The organism is Clostridium sp. UBA5119, from assembly GCF_002414285.1.
Lineage (GTDB): Bacteria > Bacillota > Clostridia > Clostridiales > Clostridiaceae > Clostridium_J > Clostridium_J sulfidigenes.
In genome coordinates, this window is record NZ_DHYX01000085.1 from 477 (window position 1) to 21,523 (window position 21,047).

The 21,047-nt window shown below is 30.0% G+C and carries 21 protein-coding genes; 1 reads left to right on the plus strand and 20 read right to left on the minus strand.

The window, feature by feature from the left end; genetic code table 11:
• Positions 1–205 precede the first annotated feature (205 nt).
• The 20 genes from B2671_RS13545 to B2671_RS13640 all read right to left on the minus strand — a co-directional run bounded on the left by B2671_RS13545 (position 206) and on the right by B2671_RS13640 (position 19,723).
• On the minus strand, positions 206–622 hold the full coding sequence (locus B2671_RS13545; RefSeq protein WP_035132487.1) for a S1 domain-containing RNA-binding protein: 417 nt from the start codon (positions 620–622) through the stop codon (positions 206–208).
• An 81-nt stretch (positions 623–703) separates the two neighbouring features.
• On the minus strand, positions 704–970 hold the full coding sequence (locus B2671_RS13550; RefSeq protein ID WP_035132490.1) for an FtsB family cell division protein: 267 nt from the start codon (positions 968–970) through the stop codon (positions 704–706).
• Between the two features lie 125 nt (positions 971–1,095).
• On the minus strand, positions 1,096–1,488 hold the full coding sequence (gene yabQ, locus B2671_RS13555; protein ID WP_346870884.1) for a spore cortex biosynthesis protein YabQ: 393 nt from the start codon (positions 1,486–1,488) through the stop codon (positions 1,096–1,098).
• A gap of 7 nt (positions 1,489–1,495) precedes the next feature.
• Complete coding sequence (yabP, locus tag B2671_RS13560) at positions 1,496–1,792, minus strand: sporulation protein YabP (RefSeq protein ID WP_150844629.1); 297 nt, start codon at positions 1,790–1,792, stop codon at positions 1,496–1,498.
• A gap of 76 nt (positions 1,793–1,868) precedes the next feature.
• Positions 1,869–2,129: an RNA-binding S4 domain-containing protein gene (locus tag B2671_RS13565; protein ID WP_346870885.1), complete on the minus strand. Its 261-nt coding sequence runs from the start codon at positions 2,127–2,129 to the stop codon at positions 1,869–1,871.
• Positions 2,130–2,235: 106 nt separating this feature from the next.
• On the minus strand, positions 2,236–2,511 hold the full coding sequence (locus tag B2671_RS13570) for an HU family DNA-binding protein (protein WP_035132498.1): 276 nt from the start codon (positions 2,509–2,511) through the stop codon (positions 2,236–2,238).
• A 110-nt stretch (positions 2,512–2,621) separates the two neighbouring features.
• A complete protein-coding gene (gene mazG / locus B2671_RS13575) occupies positions 2,622–4,085 on the minus strand; it encodes a nucleoside triphosphate pyrophosphohydrolase (protein ID WP_346870886.1) in 1,464 nt (487 codons plus the stop codon).
• 17 nt (positions 4,086–4,102) lie between these two features.
• Positions 4,103–5,638 carry a polysaccharide biosynthesis protein gene (locus B2671_RS13580; RefSeq protein ID WP_346870887.1) on the minus strand — a complete coding sequence of 512 codons (1,536 nt, stop codon included), beginning with the start codon at positions 5,636–5,638 and terminating at the stop codon, positions 4,103–4,105.
• Between the two features lie 218 nt (positions 5,639–5,856).
• Complete coding sequence (spoVT, locus tag B2671_RS13585; protein WP_346870888.1) at positions 5,857–6,405, minus strand: stage V sporulation protein T; 549 nt, start codon at positions 6,403–6,405, stop codon at positions 5,857–5,859.
• 147 nt (positions 6,406–6,552) lie between these two features.
• On the minus strand, positions 6,553–7,554 hold the full coding sequence (locus B2671_RS13590; RefSeq protein WP_346870889.1) for a peptidylprolyl isomerase: 1,002 nt from the start codon (positions 7,552–7,554) through the stop codon (positions 6,553–6,555).
• A gap of 85 nt (positions 7,555–7,639) precedes the next feature.
• A complete protein-coding gene (mfd, locus tag B2671_RS13595; RefSeq protein ID WP_346870890.1) occupies positions 7,640–11,155 on the minus strand; it encodes a transcription-repair coupling factor in 3,516 nt (1,171 codons plus the stop codon).
• A gap of 23 nt (positions 11,156–11,178) precedes the next feature.
• Positions 11,179–11,748, minus strand: coding sequence for an aminoacyl-tRNA hydrolase (pth, locus tag B2671_RS13600; RefSeq protein ID WP_346870891.1), 570 nt, complete (start codon positions 11,746–11,748; stop codon positions 11,179–11,181).
• 127 nt (positions 11,749–11,875) lie between these two features.
• The gene (locus B2671_RS13605) at positions 11,876–13,003 is read right to left on the minus strand and encodes a S1C family serine protease (RefSeq protein WP_346870892.1); all 1,128 of its coding nucleotides are present in this window, start codon (positions 13,001–13,003) and stop codon (positions 11,876–11,878) included.
• 33 nt (positions 13,004–13,036) lie between these two features.
• Positions 13,037–14,461: a HAMP domain-containing sensor histidine kinase gene (locus B2671_RS13610; RefSeq protein ID WP_346870893.1), complete on the minus strand. Its 1,425-nt coding sequence runs from the start codon at positions 14,459–14,461 to the stop codon at positions 13,037–13,039.
• Positions 14,462–15,148, minus strand: coding sequence for a response regulator transcription factor (locus B2671_RS13615; RefSeq protein ID WP_346870894.1), 687 nt, complete (start codon positions 15,146–15,148; stop codon positions 14,462–14,464).
• Between the two features lie 259 nt (positions 15,149–15,407).
• The gene (locus B2671_RS13620; protein WP_035132514.1) at positions 15,408–16,367 is read right to left on the minus strand and encodes a ribose-phosphate diphosphokinase; all 960 of its coding nucleotides are present in this window, start codon (positions 16,365–16,367) and stop codon (positions 15,408–15,410) included.
• A gap of 21 nt (positions 16,368–16,388) precedes the next feature.
• Positions 16,389–17,759: a bifunctional UDP-N-acetylglucosamine diphosphorylase/glucosamine-1-phosphate N-acetyltransferase GlmU gene (glmU, locus tag B2671_RS13625; protein WP_346870895.1), complete on the minus strand. Its 1,371-nt coding sequence runs from the start codon at positions 17,757–17,759 to the stop codon at positions 16,389–16,391.
• Positions 17,760–18,013: 254 nt separating this feature from the next.
• Positions 18,014–18,298, minus strand: coding sequence for a septation regulator SpoVG (gene spoVG, locus B2671_RS13630; protein WP_035132518.1), 285 nt, complete (start codon positions 18,296–18,298; stop codon positions 18,014–18,016).
• 95 nt (positions 18,299–18,393) lie between these two features.
• Entirely contained in the window at positions 18,394–19,224 is an 831-nt protein-coding gene (gene purR, locus B2671_RS13635; RefSeq protein ID WP_346870896.1) for a pur operon repressor, read from the minus strand.
• A gap of 265 nt (positions 19,225–19,489) precedes the next feature.
• Positions 19,490–19,723 carry a hypothetical protein gene (locus tag B2671_RS13640; protein ID WP_346870897.1) on the minus strand — a complete coding sequence of 78 codons (234 nt, stop codon included), beginning with the start codon at positions 19,721–19,723 and terminating at the stop codon, positions 19,490–19,492.
• A 257-nt stretch (positions 19,724–19,980) separates the two neighbouring features.
• On the opposite strand from B2671_RS13640, the gene hutG reads away from it, so the two are divergent.
• On the plus strand, positions 19,981–21,003 hold the full coding sequence (gene hutG, locus B2671_RS13645; protein WP_346870898.1) for a formimidoylglutamase: 1,023 nt from the start codon (positions 19,981–19,983) through the stop codon (positions 21,001–21,003).
• The last annotated feature ends 44 nt before the right edge of the window (positions 21,004–21,047 follow it).

The window sequence follows — 21,047 nt, forward strand, 5'->3', positions numbered from 1 at the left end:
CCAGTTCCGCCACTCCAGCATTTGTGTCATCACCTTTCAGCGACAATATTTATTATATGGTATATTATTAACTATGTCAACAGTATTTGTATAGTTTTTTATATTTTTTATTTGTTTTTTATTCACTTGTTATATTTTAATTTAACTGACATTAAAATAAATAAGAGTGCTTAAAAAGCACTCTTTAATCCTTTCGGTATAAAGCTTAATTATATCCTTTTCTGCTATATCCTCTACCTTTTCCACCATCTTGGTGTTTTTTAAGATCTTGAAATCTTTCTTCACTATCTTTTAAAAATTTTGACATCCTGTCTTCAAAACTTCCTGAACTTGTAGTTTTAGATTTTTCCTTTTCCCAATCTATATCTACGGGTTTAAAAGATTTTTTTGGTGTACCAGCTTGCTTTATGGATAAGCTCATCTTACCATTATCATCTACAGAAATGACTTTAACTTTAACCACATCATTTTCTTTTAAATGATCATGTACATTCTTAACAAACACATCAGATACTTCCGATATATGAACTAAGCCTGTTTTCCCTTCCACTTCAACAAATGCACCAAAGTTTGTGATATTAACTACTTTACCTTCTATAATGCTTCCAGCCTTTAAGGTCATATTGAAAAGACCCTCCTTAAATTTATAATTTAAATTTATATATACTATAACCAATAATAATTAGTGATAGTAATTTTCACTTTACTTACTGTCTATTACAGGAGATTCTCCTTCTTTAATTAACCCAAGTTTTTCCCTTGCAAGTTTTTCTATATACCGACTATCTTGTGATAGTTTAATCTCATCCTGTAACTTTTGATTCTTTTCTTGTGCTGCTTGTAACTCCGAAGTATAGTTATCAATATCTTTATGTTGTCTAAACATTATTATTTGTTGATTTATAAATGTAAAGCCTACGTAAAGAGCTATAAGTAAAAGACCTATCTTTTTTATGCTGAATTTCTTCATATCGATTTTCCTTCCTTATTACAAATAGTAACATGTCATAGGTTTTATTTTCAAGTAGTCAAATTAACCTATAGATATATTGTAATTTGAATTTTTATTTTCTTCAACCCTTAATATTATAAATTTTATTTTTTTTTTGTTATTTTGCTGAAAATAATTCTTATAGGATACAATATATAATAAAATATTACTCTAAAAAACGTTAATATGGCATTTAATATGCTTCCGTATGCTAATATAAATATATTACTAAACAGTTTAAAATATATAAATAATCCAATTAAATTATATACAAATACATTAAAACTCATGTAAGCATAGTTTGTATACATCATAAAAATAAATACTATAATACCAGTTAGTATCCAAAATAGCATATCCTGTATTGCTGTTATGATGGTTCCTGGCTCTTCAAGACCTCTTATTACTCTATATACATCAAAGAAAATACCAACTAGCATTCCACTAAGTAAGGAGAATATAAACAATGCTATTTGCCTACCCATATCAAATATCATAACTCAATCACCTAAATATTTTAGAAATAATACTATTTCGCTTCTTAGGTCTCTTTTCTTCACTTGTATATACTACATAAGATATTTTCCCCGTTATTACTACATCTCCATTTTGAACATCTAGCTTGGTCATCTTTAACTCTTCCCCTCTGATATCCATATCTCCCAACACAGTTATTATAAGTATCTGTTCATCATTGAAGCTTAATATTTCTAAAACTCCATCTAAAGTCATCTTTTTTCTATTTTCTAACGCAATAAAACTCTTTTTATTTTCTAACGACATATCTTTATTTGGTTCCATAATATCCCCCTTAACCCTAAAAACATATTAGCTTTCTATAAAGATATATTCATTAAAAAATATTTTATGCTACTATTTATTCCTTATCCTCTTCTCCACTGATTATTTCATACATATTCTTAGCATCTTCTTTATTAACATGATTAGCAATATTTACAATTCTTGCTTTTAATAATTGATTCGCAAATTGAATTTCTATTATATCATCTTCTTTTATAGTAGTACTTGGTTTTGCTACTTTTCCATTTATGGATACTCTACCATTTTCACATACATCTTTAGCAACAGTTCTTCTTTTAATTATTCTAGAAACCTTTAAATATTTATCTAATCTCATAGTTGCCTCCTTAAATTATATAAAAATTTTAATGAAATCATACTTTATCCTGTATCCCTTTGAATAGAAGAAAAAACCCAGAACATTTCTAGGCTTTTTCAAGTAATTATTTATTTACTATGTCTTTAAATTCTTTTCCAACTTTGAAAACTGGAACTTTAGATGCTGGTATTTGTATTTCTTCTTTTGTTCTTGGATTTCTTCCCACTCTAGCAGCTCTTTCTCTAGTTTCAAAAGTACCAAATCCAACTAGTTGAACTTTCTCTCCACCTTCAAGAGCCTCTTCAACACTCTCTATAAATGCCTTTAATACCGCCTCGTTATCTTTTTTTGTTAGTCCTGACTTTTCAGCCATTTTTGCTATTAATTCTGATTTGTTCACAATAGTACCTCCTTAATGTTAATTTTACGTAATTTATGTTTTAATTACATAAAATAATACTTACAATATTCTTACAAGTTACCTAGAATCCTTCTTTTTTTTGAAAAAATTTATCTTTTAGTTGATAAATTATACTTTTTAGATTCACTCCAAAGGGTTTCCATTTCTTCTAATGTCATTTCCTTCATGTCAATACCCTTTTTAATGCCAGATTCCTCAATAAATTGGAAGCGTTTTATAAATTTATCTATAGTATAATTTACTGCAAATTCTGGGTCAATGTCAAGAAGTCTTGCAATATTTACTGTGGCAAAGATTAAATCTCCTACCTCTTCCTGTATTTTTGACACATCTGAATTTTTATATACATCTTTTATCTCTTGTAATTCTTCTAAAACTTTCTCCATAGCTGGTTCTACATCATCCCAGTCAAATCCTACCTTACCAGCCTTTTTTTGAACCTTTTCTGCTCTAATAAGTCCAGGCATACAACATGGAACATGTTTTAATTCATCGGTATAGCTAGTAAAGCTCTTTTCTTTAACTTTAATTTCATCCCAATTCTCCAATATTTCATCTGTATCTTTAACTCTTACATCTGAAAATATATGTGGATGCCTACTTATCATTTTTTCAGTTATAGCTGCTACTACATCATTTATGTTGAAATAACCCTCCTCCTTACCAATTTGAGCGTGGAATATTACTTGAAAAAGTACATCTCCTAACTCCTCAATAAGTTTATTATCGTCCATTTCGTCTATAGCTTCAATAACTTCATAACATTCCTCAATTAAACCTCTTTTTAAAGATTCATGAGTTTGTTCTAAGTCCCACATACATCCATTTTCACTCCTAAGAGTACACATCACATTAATTAAATCCTTAAAATCTTTAGGACCTTCAAGATCTTTAGGAATATATATGGAAGTTAAATAATCAATATCCTCTTGTCTATCTAAATCATATAGTTTAATTTTTCTTATACTTTCTTCTCCCTGTATGCCTGCTGCTCTTACAAAGTATATATCACTATCATCACTATAATATTCACATAGAGCTAACTTCACTTCAGAAGCAATAAATTTATTATATACCTGGGTTATTATTACTCCTAATCTCTTATCCATAACCTGTTCCCTTATATCAAAGGCATCTATTATTTTTACCCCTTCAATGGGATCAATCCTTAAGCTCTCTATAACTGCATCTACAAAGCTTACTGATGGCATTAATCTAGCTTCTATTCCATTCTCCTTGCAGAGATCTAATAATATAGTTACAGATTTTTCTGCAACCAGGGGATGACCTGGAACTGCATACACTAAGTCTCCTTCTTGCTGATGAATTTTTATAAGATCCTCTGCAATTGCCTTGTATATATGATCAAAATTATTATATTCTTCATAAAAGTTATCATAGGTATTAAACTTTACACCCATAGATTCTAAGTATTTAACATTAGGGTGTTTTTCTGTTCTAAAGTATATATTTTTATTACTTTTCAAAATTTCTAGTACACCTATGGTTAAAGCATCTTTAGAACCAGGTCCTAAACCAACCACTGTAATCATTTGAATCTACTCCTCTTTTAGTTTTTAATGAGCTTCCCCTTTATATCTTCAATGGTAAATATTCTAAATACAATGGACAGTATTCCAAATATTACTATACCAAGAAGAATAGCTATTAAGCAAGATATTCCATTACTCTGTGTATAATTATAGACATTATTATATATAAAAACAACAGATATTATCATAATTAATGACGCAAATAAAGGTTTTATAACTACTTCATATAGGTTTATCTTTACTTTGAGCAGTTTTTTAACCTCTTTTAAGTTTAAAATGCTAGTTACTGCATATCCAACTATACTTCCAATTATTGCCCCATATATATTAAATCTAGAGTTACTTACTAAAACATAGGTAATGATTACCTTAAATACACACCCTATGGCAAGATAATATACCGGTTTCATATATCTACCACAACTTTGTAAAAGCGATGTAGTAGTCTGTGTTATTATAATTAATGGTATTGATAAAGATAATAACTTAAGTATTTCATGACCTGCTACATCTCCCATAAACACTAATCCCATAATAGGTTTTGAAAGATAAAATAACCCTAATGCGCTTGGAATGCCTATTACAAAAGATAGCTTAAATACCATGTTCACCCTCCTGTATAACTCCTTTTGATTATGCATAGAATATACCTCTGATATTATAGGTACTAAAGCTGAACATAGAGCAATAGAAAGTGCCAGTGGGATATTTTGAAGAGTCATAGCCTTACCTGTAAATTGACCATATAATATGGCGCTATCTTGAATAGTATAACCTGCTAACAAGAGTCTTTGAGGTACTATTATAGAGTCAATTAAAGCCATAATCGTTCCAACTGCAGCTCCTACGGATATAGGAAATGCTGCTTGTACTAAGTTTGACAGTATTTTATTACTCCTTTCCACCTTTAATTTATAAGACTTTGATCTAACAAATAAATATTTTATTACCAAGTAAATACTTCCCAGTAATCCTCCAGCTACCGTTCCAAATGCGGCTCCTGCTGCTGCATATTCAATTCCTTTAGGAAGTAATAAATATGCGCATATAACGCCAAAAACTACCCTACCTATCTGTTCTATAATTTGAGATATTGCAGTATTATTCATATTCTGAAGACCCTGGAAATATCCTTTAAATGTACACATAATACATACAAATATAGGTGCTAAGGATATAATCTTAAAGGATTGATATGACTTATTATCCCACCTTAAGATATTTATAATATTATCTCCAAAGTACAACATTAAAAATGATATTATTACCCCAAGGGGAATCATTATTTTAAGAGTATCCTTAAGTACCTGTTTAACAGCATTGGTATCGTTGCGCGCATTATACTCTGATATTAATTTTGACATAGCAATAGGTACTCCTGATGCTATTGCTACAAAAGTCATATATATAGGGTATGACATCTGATAATATCCCATACCTTGGTCACCAATTAATCCTTGTATTGGTATTCTAAAAAACAAACCTAAAAATCGTGCAAAAATAGTAGCTATTCCTAAAATCATAGTTCCTTTTAAAAGCGATTGTTTTTTCATACTTCCTCCTAAAAATACTTTATATAGTTAATAAGTATTTTGATGAGAAACATTTTATTACTTAATGCATATAATATATACCTAATATCAATTAACTTTAACTTCTCTAACAATAAAAAAACTGCCATAAGATATGATTAATATCAATCCTATGGCAATAATTATATATTATACTCTTTATTTAATTTTATCTTATAGATATTTATGCTTTTTAGCATTTACTGTTCCATTTGTTTTCCTAAGAATGAAGCTGCTGTTTCCGCAAGCTTTAACTCTAGTTCTCCAAACTTCACATTTTCTTTTGAAGCGATGATTACTGTACCTACGGTATCTCCCTCTGCAATTATTGGTGCTACAACTTGTGTTGTATATTCATCTACCGACTCTCCATCACATATAGGTATTAGTCCCTGAGAGTTTTTATCTAGAAGAGTAGCCTTACGCATTTCCATAATTTTATCTACTTCATTACTAATCTTTTTATCTAAATAATCTTTCTTTGTCCCACCACTTACAGATATGATTGAGTCTTTATCACAGATTATCACTATATTACCAATAGTTTGATGTAATGCCTCACTATATTCCTTAGAAAACTCACTCAATTCTTCTATTGGTGAATATTTTTTTAATATAACTCCCCCTTCTCTATCTGTAAATATTTCCAGCGGATCTCCTTCTCTAATTCTTAATGTCCTTCTAATTTCTTTTGGTATTACAACACGACCTAAGTCATCTATTCTTCTTACTATTCCTGTAGCTTTCATTAAATATCCTCCTTATTTATGTAAATATTATTAATGCTATTATTATCCTTCTTAACGCAAATTTTATACATCCTAGAAATTTTTTCATTAATAAAAAATAAAAAAAGATTAATGCCAAATATGACACCAATCTCTTTTTACCAATTATTAACTTAGTTTATCTTCATATAATTTTATTTTAGCTTCTTCTTGCCAAGCAGTTACTTTTTCTACCCACACATTATATTTATTTTGTTCTAATAGAACATCCTTAATCGCTCCTTTAACATCTTCTAAAGGCTTAACAGGATACTCTTCTTTATCTAAGCACTTTATAACATGAAATCCAAATTGAGTTGATATAGGAGCCTTAGTATATTCACCTTTCTTAAGACTTATAGCTGCCATTAAGAAAGTTTTATCATACTGATTGCTAGTATATTCAATCCAATCTAAGTCTCCACCTTTGTCCTTTGTAGCATCTGTACCTTTTTCAGTAGCAAGTTTAGCAAAATCTTCACCTTTATCTAATCTTGCAATTATGTCTTTAGCTTCTTCTTCTGTCTTAACTAGTATGTGTGCTGGCCTAACTTTATTAGGACTTTCAGTATATGAATTTGGATTACTATCATAGTAAGTCTTTATTTCATCATCTGTAACAGTAACATCTTTAACTACCTCTTCATATACAGCATTAGATATTACTGCTGGTTTTAATTCTTCTAAGAAGCTCTCTTCTGTAACTCCAGCTGTTTTAAGAGCACTTTTATACTCTTCATCAGTTTTAAAGGATTTCTTTATCTCATCAAGTTTCTCTTTAGCCTTAGTCTGAACTTCTTCATCAGAAGGCACTACTCCAAGCTTTTCACCATTATTTTTTATGACAATATCATTAACCATAGTATCTAGTATACTTAATCTTTGCTTCTTTATATATTCCATAGCCTCTGAATTTTCTTTATAATTTTCTCCGTACTGAGCCTTTACTTGCTCATAAACCGTACTTAACCTACTGTCCACTTCTCCTAAGGTTATCTTTTCTTTATAAACCTTAGCAACTACTGTCTTATTAATACCTGCTTCTGTTTTTTCTATCATTCCACACCCCACTGCTGAAAGCATTAGTGTAGACGCCATTAGACCAGCTAAAATCTTCTTTAATTTTATCAATTTATTATCCTCCATTCGGTTTTTTTAGTTATTATTGCTATTCAATTTTACCATAAAAATACTATTAAATAAATAGTAGCTAAATCTATTTACTCATTGTTGATAAATCCTTAATAATATTTATAAGTATATCTAATAGCTCCTTTTTATTAATATCCTTACTCTTATACACTAGAACTGGAACATCTCCCATTTTAAATGTGATTTGTCTCTTATAATTGTCTAGTATATATTTTACCATTTCAGAAGTTAGGTATGACTTGTCTTTAAAGGTTATCTGTACTTGAATTCCAGTATCCTTTATCTCTAAAACCCCAATTTCTCTAGCAATTGCCTTTAAATACGCTATATTCATTAAATTATAAACACTTTCTGGAATATTCGAGTATCTATCTTCAATCTCCTCAATAACATCTAACATATGCTCATAGGATTCAATAGATGCAATCTTTTTATATACTTGAATTTTTTGAGTTTCATCCTGTATATAGTTACTAGGAATATATGCATCAATTTTCATATCTACTGTAGTTTCAATAGGTTCCTTATCTACTTCACCTTTTACAATACTTACAGCATCTTCAAGCATTCTGCAATATAAGTCATATCCAACAGCAGACATATGACCACATTGAGCTGCTCCCATTATATTCCCTGCACCTCTTATTTCTAAATCTCTCATAGCTATCTTTAACCCTGAGCCTAATTCTGTAAAGTCTTTTATTGCCTTTAATCTTTTTTCTGCAACCTCTGTTAAAACCTTATCCTTAGTATAAGTAAAGTAAGCATACGCTATTCTATTTGTTCTTCCTACTCTTCCCCTTAATTGATATAGTTGAGATAATCCCATCTTATCCGCATTTGCTATTATCATAGTATTTGCATTCTGAATGTCTATACCAGTCTCTACTATAGTTGTACTTAAAAGTATATCGTATTTTTTATCTACAAAATCTATAATTACCTTTTCCAATTCTCTTTCGGTCATCTGACCATGGCCTATAGCAACTCTAGCTTCTGGGACCAACTTTTGTAAATATGTTGCCATATCACTTATGGTTTCAACCCTATTATATACAAAAAACACTTGTCCTCCCCTGTTCATTTCCCTAATTATTGCATCTCTTATAAGTTGATCATTAAATTCTACAACATAAGTTTGAATAGGATATCTTTCTTCAGGAGGAGTTTCTATTATACTTATATCCCTTACTCCTGTTAAAGACATGTGTAGGGTTCTAGGAATAGGAGTAGCACTTAAAGTTAATACATCTATGTTTTTCTTTATTTCCTTAATCTTTTCCTTGTGACTAACCCCAAATCTTTGCTCTTCGTCTACAATTAATAAACCTAGATCCTTAAATACCACACTCTTTTGAAGCAACTTATGAGTACCTACTATAATATCTAAATTTCCTTCTCTTAGAGTATTTAAAGTTTCTTTAACTTGAGATGCAGTTCTAAATCTGCTAATCATTCCTATTTTAATAGGAAAATCTGAAAACCTTTTTAACATATTTTTATAGTGTTGCTCTGCTAGTATTGTAGTGGGTACTAATATAGCGACCTGTTTTCCATCCATAACACACTTAAAGGCAGCTCTAAGAGCAACCTCTGTTTTCCCATATCCAACATCTCCACAAAGAAGCCTATCCATAGGTTTATCACTTTCCATATCTTTTTTAATATCTTCAATCGCAGTTAACTGATCCGGTGTTTCCTCATATGGAAATTCTCCTTCAAACTGACTTTGCCAAGGGGTGTCCTTGGCATATTTATGCCCTTTTAAAGTATTTCTGATAGCATAAAGCTTAACCAAATCTTCAGCAATATCTTCAACAGATTTTTTTACTTTACTTCTAGCCTTTGCCCATTCACTTCCACCTAATTTATTTATTTTGGGTGATTTGCCTTCACTGCCAATATATTTTTGTACTAAATCTAATTGCTCTACAGGGACATATAAAGTATCTCCTGAATTATATTCTAAAACCAAATAATCTTTTTTATTTCCCTGTACATCTAATTGATTAATACCTTTATATACACCAACTCCATGGTTCACATGTACTACATAATCACCAAGCTTTAAATCAGTAAAGCTTTTTATTTTTCCTGCACCTTTTTTAATAGTTCTTCTTGTGGCTTTCCTCTTAGATTGACCGAAAACCTCGGAGTCTGATATAACACATATCTTTAAATCAGGATACTCAAATCCTTTAATAGAGCTTCCAAAGGTGACCACTACTTCCCCTTGCTGAATGCTAGAAACTAAATCTTTATAAGTAGCTTCTATCCCTCTATCTCTTAAAGTATCAATTAATCTTTCCCCCCTTGTTCTTGTACCAGATAAAATTAAAGTTCTATATCCTTTTTTCTTTTTCTCTATTATATCTTCAATAAGCATGTCTAACTGTCCATGATAATCATGAATTGTAATCTGAGAAAATGCTACTAAATTTCTTGGTTTTAATGCATTAGAAGAAGTTGCTAAACTCTGTAAAGTTATAGTTTTACTCACTTCTAAAATTTCTCCAATCATTTCTTTAGGTATTAGTAATTCTCCTTGTTTCGGTAAAATATTACCTCTACTTAGAAAATTTTCATAATTCTCTTCAAATTCAAAGTATACACTATCCAACTTACCCATAGCCCTATTTACATCATCCACTACAATTAAACTATCCTTAAAGTAGTCTAAAAATGTAGTTTTATTTTTATAAAAATAAGGAATATAGCTATCAATAGTTTCAAAAGTCCAAGTTTCCTCTAGACTCTCCAAATTTGTCTTAACCGTAGAACCTATTCTTTCTAAAGCATCCTTATCTTTAGATTTATTAAATCTTGATATAGCTCCATCTAATTCCTTTCTAATTTCTTCTTTTGCAAGATTTATAACCCCTTCTGTAAGAATTATCTCTTTAGCTGGAAATATTTCTACTTTATCTGCTTTATCTATACTTCTTTGATTGTCTTTATTAAAAGTTCTTATGGAATCAACTTCATCATCAAAAAGCTCAATCCTAAATGGCATGCTACTAATAGGAGGATAAACATCTATAATCCCCCCTCTAACTGAAAATTGACCTATGTTTTCTACAACACTACACCTTTCGTAACCACATTGTACAAGTTTTTCGCTCAACTCCCTTATGTCTATCTTACTTTCTAAAGAAATTTCAAATGAAAATTTCTTGAATAGCTCTACAGGAGCATAGGATGCTGCTAAAGCCTCGATAGAGGTTACAACAATACATTTTCCCTCATGAAGAATCTTATTTAATACTTTCAGCCTCTCCCATCTCAAGTCCCCTGATACAGCTTCTACATTGTAAAAAGTTACCTCCCTCGTAGGAAAATAATATACATCATTACAATAAAAGCTAAGATCTTCATATATGTTTTTAGCTTCCATGTCATTATGAGTTAGCACTAGCATACTTTTTTCTATATCTTCATAAACACCATATAGCAAGTAGCTCTTACCAGATTCCGAAAGACCATGTATGCCTAATGGATACTTTTCCTCATTTATATATCTCTTTATATCTCTATATTCACTACTTAACTTTAAAGGTGTCATTACTCCTTTTAGTCTCAAAATATCACCTCTTAAACTATTTACTACTTTCCTGCATTAAAAGAATTAAATTTATTCATAGCTTGATTAATTCCTTCATTTATGATCACTGATACTGCATCCACTGCTGCCTCAAAAGATTTTTCAATAATCTCTCTATCTTCATTAGAGAATCTTCCTGTAACAAACTCAACTAAGTCATAGGTTGGCTCTCCAATTCCAACTTTAATCCTTGAAAAACTGTCAGTACCTAAATGAGAAATTATGTTCTTAATACCATTGTGACCTCCTGCACTTCCTTTTCCCTTTATTCTAAGTCTTCCAACTTCTAGACTAATATCATCGTATATAACTATAATATTTTCTACTGGTATTTTATAAAAGTCTATTATACTTCTAACGCTTTCTCCACTTAAATTCATATAAGTTTGAGGTTTTAAAAATATAACCTTTTCATTGGCTATACTACTCTCACCGTATACTCCTTTAAATTTTGTCCTATTTATACTAAAGTTATACTTTTTTTCACACATATCAACTACATCAAACCCGACATTATGTATTGTTTTATCATACCTATCTCCCGGATTTCCTAATCCCACAACCAAATACATAATTACCTCCAATATATTCTATAACATAATATCTTTTAACATAAAAATAATCTTCTTTGACTATTATACTAGAAGTTTTACCTAAAATAAAATAAAAGTAGCATCCCTAAATGCTACTTTTTATATATTACTCTGAAATCTTTATTTTAAAGTTAACATAATCACCATTTTTGAATACTTTATATTTTATTGTCTCTCCACTTTTAAATTTACTCATTATAGAATTTATGTCACTGACAGTATTAACTTTTATACCATTCACTTCAACAATTATATCTGTTGGTCTAATTCCAGCTTCATAAGCTAAACCATTTCTTGTAACTTCTTTTGCATATACTCCATCAATACCATTTTCACTTTGGGAAATAGCCTCTTCCCCATAAACTCCCATATGATTAATAAGAGAATCTTGCTTATCTAAAATTCCATAGGTAATAGGCTCTAGATCCTCTGCAGAAATATAAAAACTATTTTTTAAAAATTCATTGTGGTATGTCATAGTAGTATTATTTACTCCTATAAGTTCTCCATCCAAGTTACATAAAGCTGCTCCAGTATTGATAAACTTAGGAATAACTGAAGTCTTTATCATTCTTAAAGACTCAGCTACTTTAGTTTCTCTATTTTTGAATACTATATTTTCTCTAGTATTTAACACAGTACTTACTTCTATATTCTCATTAAAAGATTTTCCCAGAGGATTTCCTACACTAATAACTCTATCGCCCTTTTCAATCTTAGTAGAATTTTTAGCTATAGTCATAGGTTGTAATGCTTCACCATTTATTTTAATCATAGCAATATCATAAATACTATCAAATCCTATTATAGATGCATTATATACAATGTCATTATGTAACTTCACTTTAACACTGGTTGCATCCTCAATGCCTAAATAACTAGTTATAACATATTGTCCATTTTCTATGACAACGCCTACTACTACATTAGTTTCTTTTATACACTTATCATCTTCGATAACTTTAATAACTGAAACAACAGATTGGGCTGCTTTGTGAGCAGCTGATTGAAGCTTTGAATTAGTGGTATTAACTTCTGCGTCTTTATTATTACCTTGAACATAATAATTTTCATTTTCAGTATTTACCACTAAAGCTGTAACAATCCCACCTAAAGAGGCTACAAATAAGCAAAATATAGTAATTGCAACAATTTTACCTTTACGTCTTTTCTTAATTTTGTTAAAGGTTATTTTTGCTTTAACATCCTTATAATCATCATTAAAATTGCTCATAATAGCCTCCTTTCTCTTAGCTCCTTAAGATTATTACATACTCTTCTTTGCTAATTGTAAAGTAAATATAAATTCAACTCCATTTTCTTTATTATACGCCCATATTTCTTCATCATGTAGGCTAACAATCTTTTTAACTATAGAGAGACCTAATCCTGTACTGACTTTTTGTGTTCTTGATTTATCGACTTTATAGAATCTTTCCCAAATATGTTTAATATCTTCTTTATCTATATTAGCTCCCTCATTAAAAATCGATATATTAGCCTTCTTACCTTTTTTTCTACAGGATATTTGTATCAATCCATCTTCTTTTCCATATTTAATAGCATTATCTAAAAGATTAGTTACAACTTGTGTTATTTTATCTGCGTCTGTAAGTACCCAAAGTTCACTACCTTCAAAAAATACCTGTACATCCAAATTTTTATTTCTTATTCTATTTTCATTTCTCAATATACATATTCTCACTATTTCATTAATATCTACAGGTACCTTCTCTAGCTTATAAGTACCCGATTCCACTGCTGATAAATCTAGTAAATCATTTATAAGTCTTGTTAATCTTTGTATTTCTTCATAGGCTATATTTAGATAATACTTATGCTTTTCATCAGGAACTACTCCATCTAAAATTCCACCTATAAATCCTTTTATAGATGTCATTGGAGACCTTAACTCATGAGAAACATTTGAAATAAACTCTTTTCTATTTTGTTCTACCTTTTGTAGCGAGTCTGCCATCACATTGAATGCATTTGCAAACTCCTCCATTTCATCATCAGAATGAATTTCAACTCTTTTATCTACATCTCCTTGAGCTATTTTTCTTGCAACACCACTCATTTCTGATAGAGGATTAACTATCATCTTTTGAGAAAAATAATAAATTACGATACAAGAAGCAATTACAGCAAAAACTGCTGATAACCAAATAATTTGATAAACATTAGAAAGTGATTTATCTAAAATATCTGTTGATACACTAAATAAAGTGGCTCCCATAGATTGGCCTTTAGTATCTTTTACAACTTTCATCATAACGTATATTTTCTCATCCATATAAACTCCATACTCATTAAAAGCATCTATATAATCACTATTACTTATATTTTCCAAATCATCATGAAAAATCTGTTTTCCTATAAGTGGAGTATATTTAATGTTAGTAACTGAATAAACATATCCATTACTATCTACAAGAACTATATCATCATTTATATATGTTGATATAAACTTAATCTTTGCAGTTAATTCTTCATATGATGATGCCCCAGTTAAATATTTTGTTGCAATACCTTCAATTATATCTGCCTGTCTAGTAAGATCTCTTTGTCTCGTCTTTATAAAATAATCTTGAAACCAAAAGGAAAGAAATGCAGCTAAAATAGTAAAACTTACTGTAATTATAATGGTGTAAGTAACAACCATTTTAGAAAACAAGCTATTTTTTACCATCTATTTCACCTCAAATTTATATCCAACTCCCCAAACAGTTTCTAACTGCCAGTTATCTCCTCCTGATACTTTTTCTCTTAATCTCTTCACATGAACATCTACAGTTCTTGAATCTCCTGGATAATCATATCCCCACACTTCACAAAGCAGTTGTTCTCTTGTAAATACTCTGTTTTTATTACTTGCTAAGAAGTGTAATAATTCAAACTCTTTAGGTGGCATTTTAATTTCCTGTCCCATGTATGTTACATTATATGAATTTATATCTATAACTAAATTATCAAAGGTTAATGTTTCTTTACTATCACCCTCTGCAGTATATCTTCTTAGAACAGCCTTAACTCTAGCCATAAGTTCCTTAGGTTCAAAGGGTTTTACTATATAATCATCTGCTCCAAGCTCAAGTCCTAAAACTTTATCAAAAGTTTCTCCTTTTGCAGTTATCATTATAACTGGTGTTTCATTATCCCTTCTTATCCACTTTAGCACATCTATGCCATCCAGGTATGGTAACATAACATCTAAAAGCACTAAATCAGGTTTATAACTAGTAAATGCTTCTTGAGCCTCTCTTCCATCATTGGCCACCTTAACATGGTATCCTGAATTCTCCAAATACATCTTTATTACTTCACATATATTTTTATCATCATCAACAACTAATATCTTTCCTAAATTACCTTCCATTGATATCCCTCCTAAATACTTAAGATATTTTATTTAATTTACGAATATAATTTCTACATAATATCTTTTATAATATTATATAACAATAACTTTAAGTCCAAGTATTTTCTCATTAAAATTAATATTTTTAACAAAATATTTATAAAGTTATGGTGAAAACATTACTTTTTATACTAAAAATAGGGGAAGAAAAACTTCCTCCCCTAAATAAAACTAAATTACTGTGCAAACTTATTATGAATACATATAATGTTTAATATTATTCATCAAAAAGCTTGCTTACAGAAACTTCTTCATATATTCTTCTAATAGCTTCTGCAAATAACGGTGCTATAGATAATATTTTTATCTTGTCAAGCATTTTTTCTTGTGGTAGATGAATACTATCAAGCATAACTAGTTCTTTTATCACCGACGCTTCTAGTCTTTCTATGGCTGGACCAGAAAGTACAGCATGTGAACAACAAGCATATACTTCAGTAGCACCCATTTTAACTAAAGCATTAGCACCATTACAAATAGTTCCAGCTGTGTCTATCATATCATCTATTAGTATAACCTTTTTACCTTTTACTTCACCGATTATATTCATAACTTCAGCTACATTAGCCTTTGGTCTTCTCTTATCTATAATAGCTATTGGAGCGTTTAATTTATCAGCAAACTTTCTTGCTCTTGTAACACTACCAAGATCTGGTGAAACTACAACTACATCATCACAATCTTTAAATCCTTTTTCTATAAAGTAATCACTTAGTATTGGTGAACCCACTAAATTATCAACTGGAATATTGAAATATCCTTGTATTTGAGCTGCATGTAAGTCCATAGTTAAAACTCTATCTGCTCCTGCTGCTGTAATTAAATCAGCAACTAATTTTGCTGTAATTGGATCTCTTGCCTTTGCCTTTCTGTCTTGACGTGCATATCCATAGTAAGGAATAACCGCCGTTATTCTTCCTGCTGATGCTCTCTTAAGTGCATCAATCATAATTAAAAGTTCCATTAAATTATTGTTTACTGGAGCACTAGTTGGCTGTATAACAAATACGTCCAGCCCTCTAACAGTTTCTCCAATATTTACTGCAATCTCCCCATCACTAAAAGTAGTAACTTGGCTTTCTCCAACAGAAAGTCCTAAGCGGTTTGCAATATCAGCAGCTAATTCTGGATACGAGTTTCCTGCAAAGATTTTAATGTTTCTTCCATGGCTTATCATTTATGTAGTCCTCCTAAAATTTTATTTATTTTTATTTTTATCATATACCCAGTTCTCTTTATTTATTTGCCTAGCTCTTGCTATAGCTAAAGAGCCCTCTGGTATTTTCTCAGTTATTGTTGATCCAGCTGCAATATAAGTATTATCTTCTACCTCAACTGGTGATACTAAGTTAGTATTACATCCTATAAATACATTATTTCCAATTATAGTTTTGTATTTCGCTTTTCCATCATAATTTACTACAACAGTTCCACACCCAAAATTACATTTTTCTCCTACCTCTGCATCTCCTATGTAAGTTAAGTGAGATACCTTAGTTCCGTCACCTATTGATGATTTCTTAATTTCAACAAAATCACCTATCCTTGCATTATCACCTATAGTTGTTTCCGGTCTTATATAAGCGAAAGGTCCAACCGTAGTATTATTTCCAATCTTACTGTTTAATACTACAGAATTTTCTACAGTTACATCATCACCAATTATACTATTAGTTATTCTGTTATTTGAGTATAATACACAATTTTCACCAACTACCGTAGTTCCTTCTATGATATTCCCTGGATATACAACTGTATCTTGACCTATAATTACATCACACTCTATATAGGTGCTTCTAGGATCCTTAATTATAACACCATTATCCATATGGTTTCTATTTATTCTACTTCTCATTATATCATTAGCAACAGAAAGCTCTACCTTTGAATTTACTGCTGTAATTTCTTCTACATCAACAGAAATAGCTCCAACTTTCTTACCTTCGCTTTTTAGTATCTCTATTACATCTGTTAAGTAGTACTCACCTTGATTATTATTATTATTAAGCTTACCTAAAGTATTTAATAATGTATCTATATCAAAACAATACATACCTGAGTTAATTTCATTAACTTTTACTTCTTCTTCATTACAATCCTTAAACTCTACAATTTTCTCTACTTCTCCTTGAGGATCTCTAATTATTCTTCCATACTTTACAGGGTCACTCATTATAGATGTCAATATTGTAGCACTACATTTTTGTTCTTCATGATACTTAGTAAGTTTTGTAACTGTTTCTTCTGTTATTAGAGGCCCATCTCCAACAAATATAGCTACTGAGCCTTTTTTACCTTTTAAAAATTCTTCTGCACACATTACTGCATGCCCAGTGCCTAATTGTTCTTCTTGAACTGAGTAGAAAATATTTCTACTTTCAGTGCCCTTTCTAACTTTATCAGCACCTTTTCCAATAACCACACTTACTTCTTCTACCCCAGACTTTCTTATATTATCTATAACATGATTTATCATTTCTTTTCCACAAACTTTGTGTAGAACCTTAGGAGTATTAGATTTCATTCTTTTACCTTCACCAGCAGCAAGGATTATAGCACATTTATACAATTCATACACCTCTTCATTTAAAATGTAATTAGTCTTTCATGATAAATTATTCTACAATAATTTAAAACTAATATTTATTAAAATTTTAATATTAATCTATCATATTTATCATTTTTATATACTACTTCTATACTATTATATTGAAACTGTTACACTTTTTCAACCAAAGTATATTTTTTACATGAAAATATATATTAACGATACACTATTAACGATACACAAAATAAAAAGGAGTGCTACGCTCCTTTTTATAATTAGACTATTTCATCTTCTACTTGCTCTTCATTTTTTACTTTTTCATACTCGTCAAGTATAGATTTTTGAATTTTCTCTCTTGTTTCTGTATTAATTGGGTGAGCTATATCCTTAAACTCTCCATCAGGAGTTCTTCTACTAGGCATAGCTATAAAATTACCACTTTGACCCTCAATTATCTTGATGTCATGAACCACGAACTCATTATCTAAAGTTATAGATACTATAGCTTTCATTTTTCCTTCTGTGGTAATTTTTCTAATTCTAACGTCTGTAATTATCATGAAATTCCACCTCCAAGATGTGCTTTCATGTATTATTCTACTAATGCATTGTAAATCCTTCTATTTGTCGAAACATTTTCCATATTTTTTGTAACTTATTCGTTTTTTTCACTAGATGGACTAACAATTGCAATTCCATCTTCTCCAATGCCATAAAAATTTACTAATGAAATATAATCATCTACCAGCTTATCCTTAACTTCTACATTATCTATTAAAAAACCACTACCTAATAATTCACTATCAAATTCACTTAAAAGTTCTTTAATTCCCTTTGCAGTTCCTCCACCTCTCATAAAGTCATCTACAAATACACATCTGCTACTTCTCTTCATAGACTTTGTTGATAATGTCATAGTTTGAAGTCTATTGCTTGAACCAGAAGCGTAATTTATACTTACTGTAGTGCCTTCTGTATACTTAGTATCATGACGTACTGTAACAAGCTGAACTCCTAATTGTTTTGCAACCTCATAACCTAATGGAATACCTTTAGTTTCTATTGTAACTACATAATCCACATTCATATCTTTAAATTTACTAGCTAATATTATTGCTGAATTTTGAATAATACTTGGATTATATGCTATATCTGTTATATATAGAAAATTACCCGGAACAACTCTAGATTGCTGTCTTAGAGCTTCACACAAATCTTCTAAAAACTGTTTTCTATCTTCATTTGATTTTTCATTTATAAATCTTATTCCACCTGCAGCACCTGCTACTGTTTCTATCTTTCCCATGGATAAACCTTCTATTACTTCTCTAACTATAACTATATCTTCGCTAATAGTAGATTTTGCTGCATTAAATTTCTCTGTAAATAAATTTAAAGTTATAACCTTATTAGGACTTTCTGTTAAAACTTTTGTTATGCCAATAACCCTTTGGTTTCTATTAAATTTATGCTTAATTTTCTCCATACAAATTATACCTTTCCGAATTTTATCTTTATTTTTACCTTTATTATTCACCTTTATTCTATATGTTTTATTACTATATTACAATTACTTTTTTTATTTTCTTTAATATACTATTTAAAATAATATAAACTCATCTTATATGTTAATCACGTATTAATTAGGGATAAATATCCTCATTGTAAATAAAAGGGCTACTTCAAAATAAAGATTAAATAAATCTTCATTTTGAAATAGCCTTTATTTCAGTGTTATTTTATAATATCTATCAGCTACATACCACTATTTTCGAAGTCAAAGGATTCCTTTTAGTAAATTCATTAGCTTCTTGTATATTTCTAGCTTTAAATAAAAGTTTGCCTCCACTCTTATTTAAAACTCCACCACAAAGCATGTATTTCTGACCACCTATCTCTTTATCATCTTCTAAAAAATTTATACCTTCAAGTCCTTGCCCATCAGCCTTATACTTTAACTCAATGAATAAATCTTTGTTTCCCATTCTTTACCCCCCATATCTGTTCTCATATTTATATGATATCGAACATATGTTCAATTGTCAATATTATTTTTATTTTATTATTAAAAATTATTGTCAATGACTTTTAATTCACTACGTATCTCTTTATCTTTAAATATATATATTCAAAAACAAATAAAATATAACTATTATTTTACATATAACATTGATAATATATCTCCTTTGACTTATACTGAAAACGTATAATACTACTAAGAGATTACTTGTGGGGTGATTTTATGTTTATTAAAAACTATGAACCTATGAATGAAAACTTATGGCAAGGAAGAATAGACAGTGACGATAATTTTGATACTTTTAGATGGCATCAATGGATAACACCTCTTGATCTTAGAAGAGATGATCTTGAACCTCTTGATGGATTAAATTTTGCACTTTTAGGCTTTTGCTGCCATGAAGGTGTTAAAAAGAATAAAGGTCGTATAGGTGCCATGAATGGTCCTATATCCATCAGAAAAGAGCTTTCAAATCTACCTTGTACTTTTAATCAATCGGTAAAAATTTTTGATGCCGGAGATATCATAGTTGAGGACATTTCTCTTGCTGAAGGGCAAAAGCTTTTAAGCCACTGCGTGTCTAAGTTACTGGATTTAAATATTTTTCCTATAGTTCTAGGAGGAGGACATGAGACAGCCTTTGGAAACTATAATGGGGCTCTATCTCATCTTGATAAAATATCTTCTAAACCTCGAATCGGAATTATAAATTTTGATGCTCATTTCGATCTTAGACCATATAATAACGAGGGAAGTTCTGGAACTATGTTTAAACAAATCTCTGATATTTGTCAAGATAAAAATATGGATTTCTCCTATTTCTGTATTGGCATACAACAACACAGCAATACAGTGGACCTATTTAAAACCGCTAAAAAATTAGATGTTCAATACACCCTTGCTAAAGACATCCTATATAGTGATGGTTGGCAACTTTTAAGAGAATTAAATACCTTTATGAGAAACCAAGATTATATATATGTAACTATTTGCTCAGATGTATTTTCTGCCTCTTTTGCACCAGGGGTTAGTTCTACACAAACCTTAGGTTTAAACCCTGAGATAGTTATAAAACTACTTAAACATATTTTAAAATCAAATAGGGTTATAACTTTTGATATATGTGAAGTTGCCCCTAGATTTGATAAAGATAATATTACTTCTAATTTGGCTGGAGTAATCATATTCTCCATTGTTAATACTCTTTGCAAATTACAAAACTTACAACACAACTTTTTAACGTAATTACATAATAAAAAGTCCTTAGTCTAAGCTAAGGACTTTTTACG